The following is a 7268-nucleotide window of genomic DNA, read 5'->3' as shown; positions in this document are numbered from 1 at the left end:
CGTTAGCTCAGTTGGTAGAGCAGTTGACTTTTAATCAATTGGTCCCGCGTTCGAATCGCGGACGGCCCACCATATTTTCAAAGCCCAGCCATTATAATGACTGGGCTTTTTTTTGCGTCTTCTTTTTAGATGGTCTGCAATAAATTATATGTTGATATTCAATGCACCCTACTACCACTTAAAAATATTGAAACCCTCGCTCTTCCCCCATAATAACTTATGACGAATGGTATCTTTTACCGTACGGCGATGCTTAGGCGCTTGAACGATCAACATATCAAAGGTCGCTGCATCAATAGCTAATTCTCGCCCATGTGCCATCATGACATTAGAGGGGTTCAAAGCTTTAACTTTTTGTAGAGAACTAATATAAGCCTTGGGATCATAAATTGGAAAAGGGGCAACAAATTTATGGCGCAACTTAATAATTAAATCAGCGGTATAAACTTGCCGACTTGGCAAATGAAACAGCGACAAGTCTCGATCGGTATGCCCTGGAGTCTCGAATACCTGCCAATCATCAAATTCAGGAATGAGATCACCATCCTGAACCGTAATATCAGGATGAAGATGCGCCGAGTACCATAGATTTTTAGGTCGGCACCCCTGACGTTTAGCCACATAATAGGCAAGCCCCGTATCTACCAAATGCATCAGTTGACCACTGATGCCATTATACCATTGCTGTGATTTATCCGCAGATAAAATTTGGCAGCCTGTTGACTTTTTAAGCTTAGCTGCCCCGCCAGCATGGTCAGGATGCATATGCGTCACTATTACTACTTTTAGATCAGTTACTGGTCGCTGTAAAATGTTTCGGATATAATTTAATACCATTGGCACATCAGGACGACAGCAACCATCTAGTAATAACAGCTTGTCAGGATACACGGCAAGATAAGTACTTTGAATGTATCCATCTAGCCGTATGATTTCACATAAACTCATTAATCATCCTTGATTAAGTATCGATAACTATTATCGTTAGTATAACGCTCGTGCTCTTACAATACGTTATATTGAGTGAACGCTTGTGTCCATATTTTAATTATGACGCTTATTATTTTTATACTTTACATCAATATTTTTATAGTGATATCGGTTACTGCTCTATTTTATTGTTAAATATGGTTCTTTATAAATGCAAAAACTCAGCACCTAGGCTGAGTTTAAGATTTTAACTTACTATATTAATACTATGCACTAACCGACATAATTTACGCTAAGTCACATTATACCAGTTCCAGATTATGCTAAGTCACGAACTTTAGGCTCACGTTCCCATAGACGTGATTTAGCATTTTCAATAAAGGTATCCAAATCAGCAAGTGGTGTGACAAAGGCATCTTTTTCAATCGGCAATTTGCTTAAGATAAATTCGTCGGTCGCACCGCAATAAGCAATGGCTTTACAATGTGCGTAAGCATCGGTGAACCAATCTAATGCGGCACTGTCTTTAGCCAGCTTTTTAGCTTGGTCAGGCATCATGATACTGACTACGGCATCGAACATAACTGACGGACCACCCGCTAGACGTTCATCAGCTTGTATACGCGTATCATCGTCTAATAGCACTTCTTTATTAGGCGCGACAATCTTCACACTTGCACCTTCAGCTTTAACAGCATCTTCAAACTTTTTGATTTCACTATGCTTTGAGCCTCCGGCGACTAAAATACCAATCAAGCGACCTTTTAAGCTTTTAGGGGAAAGACCAACCGTTCTTACAGCCGGAGAGGTAGCCATATCTTGCACAGGTGCAGCCGCATCAGCCGCTTCTGGCAATTCCATGCCGAGTGCCTTAGCGACACGGCTGGCCAAATCTTCATCAATATGACGCAGATGACTGATGGTACGGGTGCGCACATGCGCCGTATCTACTTTACCAAGCTCAAATGCATAAGCTGAAGCAATATGCGCTTGCTCAACTGTCGTTTGGCTACGATAGAACATACGAGGTTGACTGTAATGGTCAGCGAAGCTTGCAGCCCGTACACGACCTTTAACCCCATCATCTAGCTTCTCATGAAACGACTCAAAGCCTTTTTTAATACTTTCACGAGGTCTGGTTGGATCTAAACTTTGAGGCTCATAAAGGACGCGAGTTTTAGGAACGTGCATCTGCATGTGACCATCTTGCTGATTGTTAGCAAACGGACATTTTGGCGCGTTTATTGGGATTTGCGCAAAGTTTGGCGAGCCCAAACGTGATAGCTGAGTGTCTAAGTAGCTGAACAGTCGACCTTGTAATAATGGGTCGTTACTAAAATCAATACCAGGTGGTACATGTGACAAGCAGAATGCGACTTGTTCTGTTTCGGCAAAGAAGTTATCTGGATTACGATTTAGTACCATTTTACCGACGATTTTGACTGGCACCAACTCTTCAGGAATCAGCTTAGTCGCATCTAGGTGGTCAAACGGAAATTGATCAGCTTCCTCTTCAGTGAACAACTGAACGCCAAACTCCCATTCAGGATACATTTGATTGTCAATTGCCTCAAACAAATCGCGGCGATGGTAATCAGGATCAGCGCCAGATATTTTTACCGCTTCATCCCATGTGGTCGACTGCACACCAAGCATTGGCTTCCAATGAAAGCGCATAAAGGTGCTTTTGCCCTCTTTATTAATCAGACGGTAACTATGAATACCAAAACCTTCAATCATACGCAAGCTACGCGGTAAGCCACGATCACTCATCAGCCAAATAACGTTATGCATGGTTTCAGGACTTAGTGACACAAAGTCCCAAAAAGTATCATGGGCGGAAGCAGCCTGCGGAAAACCACGATCAGGTTCAGGTTTGACCGCATGAACAAGATCCGGAAACTTCATCGCATCTTGGATAAAGAAAATGGGCATATCGTTACCCACCAAATCCCAGTTACCCTCTTCAGTATAAACTTTCACTGCAAAACCGCGTACATCACGTGGCGTATCTTTTGAGCCTTTACTACCAGCCACAGTCGAAAAACGCGTAAACAGTGGGGTTTGTTTGCCAGTTTCAGTTAATATTTTTGCAGTTGTGTATTCTGCCAACGATTCGGTCAGCTCAAAATAACCATGCGCTGCACTACCACGGGCATGCACAATACGTTCCGGAATGCGCTCATGGTCAAAGTGATTGATTTTTTCGCGTAAGACAAAATCTTCTAATAATGTCGGACCACGGGTGCCAGCTTTTAGTGAGTTTTGATTGTCAGCAATGGGCACACCCTGTTGGGTAGTCAGCACTTTTGTGTCTTCACCTGCACGCTGGTGGGTCTCGCCACCACTGCCATGTTCGGTGTTCATATTTTTGGCTGGGTCGGTATGATCAATATTCTGTTTCATAAAATATCCTAACTAGTGAGTAAAAATAAGTTATAAAGAAAGTAGCAAAAACTTTGATAATTTATATTACTCAAAAATGCCAAACCATACATGGCTAACCTTGTTGATATTTAGTTAACGTTTGCATCTGTTAAATAATTTTTACTCAACAGTTTTTTAAGCGCATGCTACTATCAATAATCGACTCTCATAATGGACTTAAGACATTGTTTGTATGAAAGTTTATAAGTCAGTGATAAATAACAACCCATATGCTTTTAAGCCAGTTATTTACCTTTCTTACCTTAAATTATAAGGATATTTATTATGAGGTTGCTTATATTTCCCTCTTCTATTTACTTAACAAATTACTTAACAAAAAACTCTTTTCGTTCATTATTTCTTGGCACATCTTTGGGATTGATGACGTTAATCGTTAGCCAGACTGCCGCAGCCATTACTACTAAAAACATTACCTATATGGTAGATAACCAGCCTTATCAAGGCTATTACGCCAAAGCGGATAAACCTAATGCCCCTTTTATCTTACTAATTCACGATTGGGATGGGCTGACAGAATACGAGCGCAAACGTGCTGATATGTTAGCTAATGAAGGCTACAATGTATTGGCGGCAGATATGTTCGGGGCTGGTATTCGTCCTACTGAAATTGCAGATAGAAAACGCCTGACCTCAGCATTATATGAAGATCGTAGTAAAATGCGACGCTTGCTTCAAGGTGCATTGAATGCAGGTCAGCAACAAGGTAATAACGTTCGCGAAGGCGTTACGATGGGATACTGCTTCGGAGGCACGGTTGCTCTTGAACTAGCGCGAGCTGGATTTCCGCAAAAAGCTTTTGTACCCTTCCATGGCGAACTTAAAATACCAACAGGGCAAAGCTATGACAAAACGGTCGGCGAGATATTAGTCATTCACGGAACAGCAGATGAGGTCGTGCCAATGGAAGATTTTGCCACGTTAGGTAAAACTCTAGAGGCGACGAAGGTAGCGCATGAAATGATTAGCTATAGTGGCGCAGAGCATGCCTTTACTGTCTTTGACAGTGACAAATACGATGCTCGTGCAGATGAACGCTCTTGGAAACGCTATTTAGACTTTCTAGCGGATAAATATAAGTAAGTTCACTGAAGACAAATGACGTCAGCAAATTCAAATAAAAAACATTCTTAATTTAGATCCTATTATGATCAATTAAGAGGGCTTTTTTTAATTTGAATAGTTTAATACTCAAAGGTATTACTGTTTTCGAAAAACCAGTAATTGATTATTTGCAGGCATCTCATATGTAGTTTTTAAACTTAAACAACGTAGAGCTGCTAACGCTACGATATCTTCTTTATCACGAATACCACTATTTGGATTACCCTGTCGCAGCATCGCATCAAATTGCTGATTGCCAGCACTAGTATAGTGTCCGTTTTCATTAAATGGCCCATAAACGATAAGCTTGCTATCAATAGGTAATGCATGGCCTACCAATTGAAATAGACGCTCAACCAGAGACCAAGCAATAATATGTAAGGTATTGGCAGTAAACACCGCATCGTAGGGCGTATTAGTAACAGGATTAAGAGGCAAAGAATCACGTAGCAGATCAAAAGGTAAAGGGGCATACAAATTGGGCGCAGGATAGGCATTATGCCAAGCGTTAATAGCTGGATGATTGGCTATAACATCACTGGTTTGCCACTGCAAATGCGTCAAACTAGGTGCAAAATATACACTGTGTTGACCTGTTCCTGATCCTATCTCTAGAACCTGTTTGGAGTCTTTCAATTCTTTTTGCAAAACCTCTAAAATAGCCTGTTTATTGTTTTCACAAGCTTGCGAGAATGGCAAAGCGGCAGTGTCGTTAATACTAGTATTTCCTAAGTTATCTCTATGCATAACGGCCTCTAATAGCTGGTTGTAATCTCTGACTTAAAAGACTAGGTATAATCACTGATTTCAAAACTAGCACTGCAACAATGTTTCTAGTAGATACCTGCTTCTACCCCAGCAGCTAGGGTCATTGCTAGCTCTTCGACTTGATTTGAAAAATCATCCTGCCAATCACCTTTTAAGATCAGTGCCTCTTGTGTCCACGACCAACGCAGTCCAGTAATAATAGTCTGCATCGCGCGCTTAGTACCCGTACCATCTTGTCCAGCACGAATATATAATGCAAAGGGTAAGCCCTGCTTTTTTTCCAATACCGGATAATAACAGCGATCAAAAAAGTCTTTGGTCAGCCCTGCCATATAAGCTAGATTCTCAGTCGTGCCTAATAGCAAGGCATCAGCTGCAAGCACGTCTTCAGGCTGGGTTTCCTGTGGTGACTTAAGGATAACTTTAATATCTATATCTGGATGATTTGCACCGTTAAAGGCGGCTTGTGCCAGCTTCTTAGTATTCGGTGAAGGCGCATGAGCGACGATAAGTAGCGTTTTAGAAATCATATTAAGTTCTATTGCCATTGCTAAAGACTAAGTTTTGGGTAATATCAGGATGCAAGCTGTTAGCTACCGGGCAAGTCAAAGCAGTGTTATAAAATATTTTTAGCGTCTTCTCATCTAATACTTGTGAAAAAGTCATCACCACATGTACCTCACTGACTCGTCTTGGATCAGCAGCCATTACCTTGGTCACTTCGGCGGTGGTTCCTGTAATATTAACACCCATATCAGCCGCTTTTATACCGATAATCGTCAACATACAACTGGCTAAACTAGTCGCTAATAAATCGGTCGGTGAAAAGGCTTCACCTTTGCCATGATTATCAGTAGGCGCATCAGTAATAATTTCATTATTAGATTGTAGATGAATAGCATTCGTACGCAATTGACCTTGATAAGTCACTTTAGAGGTTGTCATGTTATTGTCCTAGTTATATTGAATACCATTATGTATAAAACCAGTGTACCGAAACCTCATAATAATAACCAGCAACCTCACATCTCAAAAATTCTTTTTAGAATAACCTATAAGAAGCTTCACTGCATATTATGAAGAGGAGATTCTTTATTTAGAGTGAAAAATGAAATATAGAATCTAAAGCCAAAGAAAACTCCCTAAGCGGTAAGCTAGGGGGTTTCCGATGTAAACATCTAACGACAACCTACTTTCATATGAGTAACTCTATATTACTATCAGTACTTTACTTCAAAGCTTGATCAGACATCGTTTAATTTAGTTACATCTCTTAGATTCGAACGCTTTTCGAACTGCTTCTTTCTCGCCTCTTACGTTAGCGAGTTCCGATGCTTCGACACCATCACCTTGACCATATCCCATCCAAAATGCCTGAACCTTACTCGTTTTAATTCTTTGCTCCTGTGCAACATATAGCTGATTTTCTCGGCGAGCTAAAGAGGCAATTTCAGTACTTAAATCTCCACAGTCAAACTTTTCATAATTTAATCCAGAGGTATATGAACCAGTAATCTGAGCAGAAGGAGTAGGCATATTCATACACCCGGAAATTATAAATACTGGAATGAGTGCAACTATTTTAATAACTATATTTTTACGCATTTTATTATCCTTCAAAAAAAACCTTCAAGTAACTGATTCTAACATTTATGTTACTGATACGTAATCAGATGAGCTAATTTAACTCAACTAACAAGGTATACATTTTGAATAATATTTGCGTAGTTATGAGTATGACGTAAGTAATAAAAATCCCCCAACATTAGGTATATAGAGCTCGAAAGAGCAAATCTCTGCAAGCGAAGCCTTCCGTCTTGCGCTGCGGGCAACGGTCTACCAGACCATTGCTATTCCTTGCTCATCAATAAGATTTACTGCGTAGTTCTTTGAGGAATTTAAGATAAAAAAAAGAGCCACCTCTTTCGAGATGACTCTTTTTAGAATAGAGAGCTGACGATGACCTACTCTCACATGGGCGAACCACACTACCATTGGCGCAACGATGTTTCACTTCTGAG

The 7268-nt window shown here is 40.5% G+C and carries 7 protein-coding genes; 1 reads left to right on the top strand and 6 read right to left on the bottom strand.

The genetic code is table 11. The annotated features are described in order from the left end of the window. Positions 1-171: 171 nt before the first annotated feature. On the bottom strand, positions 172-948 hold the full coding sequence (locus AAEY88_RS12335; RefSeq protein WP_350562843.1) for an MBL fold metallo-hydrolase: 777 nt from the start codon (positions 946-948) through the stop codon (positions 172-174). A 300-nt stretch (positions 949-1248) separates the two neighbouring features. Next, positions 1249-3336, bottom strand: a complete 2088-nt coding sequence (locus tag AAEY88_RS12330; protein WP_350562841.1) for a catalase — start codon at positions 3334-3336, stop codon at positions 1249-1251. Between the two features lie 306 nt (positions 3337-3642). Between AAEY88_RS12330 and AAEY88_RS12325 the strand changes: the two genes are divergently transcribed. Next, complete coding sequence (locus tag AAEY88_RS12325; RefSeq protein ID WP_350562839.1) at positions 3643-4458, top strand: dienelactone hydrolase family protein; 816 nt, start codon at positions 3643-3645, stop codon at positions 4456-4458. Between the two features lie 117 nt (positions 4459-4575). Here AAEY88_RS12325 and AAEY88_RS12320 read toward each other — a convergent pair whose 3' ends face one another. The 4 genes from AAEY88_RS12320 to AAEY88_RS12305 form a co-directional block, all read right to left on the bottom strand. Beyond that, a complete protein-coding gene (locus AAEY88_RS12320) occupies positions 4576-5226 on the bottom strand; it encodes a DUF938 domain-containing protein (RefSeq protein ID WP_350562837.1) in 651 nt (216 codons plus the stop codon). Positions 5227-5312: 86 nt separating this feature from the next. Further along, the gene (locus tag AAEY88_RS12315) at positions 5313-5777 is read right to left on the bottom strand and encodes a flavodoxin family protein (protein ID WP_350562835.1); all 465 of its coding nucleotides are present in this window, start codon (positions 5775-5777) and stop codon (positions 5313-5315) included. A gap of 1 nt (position 5778) precedes the next feature. Then, on the bottom strand, positions 5779-6192 hold the full coding sequence (locus AAEY88_RS12310) for an OsmC family protein (RefSeq protein WP_350562833.1): 414 nt from the start codon (positions 6190-6192) through the stop codon (positions 5779-5781). A 315-nt stretch (positions 6193-6507) separates the two neighbouring features. Next, positions 6508-6852, bottom strand: a complete 345-nt coding sequence (locus AAEY88_RS12305; RefSeq protein ID WP_350562831.1) for a hypothetical protein — start codon at positions 6850-6852, stop codon at positions 6508-6510. Positions 6853-7268: the final 416 nt, after the last annotated feature.

This window comes from Psychrobacter sp. CAL346-MNA-CIBAN-0220, from assembly GCF_040309805.1.
In the GTDB taxonomy this organism is placed as follows: Bacteria; Pseudomonadota; Gammaproteobacteria; order Pseudomonadales; family Moraxellaceae; genus Psychrobacter.
This window is presented reverse-complemented; position numbering and strand designations above follow the sequence as displayed.

Coding starts and splice junctions, on each gene's coding strand:
- AAEY88_RS12310 (WP_350562833.1), bottom strand. CDS start 6,192: ATGACAACCTCTAAAGTGACTTATCAAGGTCAATTGCGTACGAATGCT.
- AAEY88_RS12320 (WP_350562837.1), bottom strand. CDS start 5,226: ATGCATAGAGATAACTTAGGAAATACTAGTATTAACGACACTGCCGCT.
- AAEY88_RS12305 (WP_350562831.1), bottom strand. CDS start 6,852: ATGCGTAAAAATATAGTTATTAAAATAGTTGCACTCATTCCAGTATTT.
- AAEY88_RS12325 (WP_350562839.1), top strand. CDS start 3,643: ATGAGGTTGCTTATATTTCCCTCTTCTATTTACTTAACAAATTACTTA.
- AAEY88_RS12315 (WP_350562835.1), bottom strand. CDS start 5,777: ATGATTTCTAAAACGCTACTTATCGTCGCTCATGCGCCTTCACCGAAT.
- AAEY88_RS12330 (WP_350562841.1), bottom strand. CDS start 3,336: ATGAAACAGAATATTGATCATACCGACCCAGCCAAAAATATGAACACC.
- AAEY88_RS12335 (WP_350562843.1), bottom strand. CDS start 948: ATGAGTTTATGTGAAATCATACGGCTAGATGGATACATTCAAAGTACT.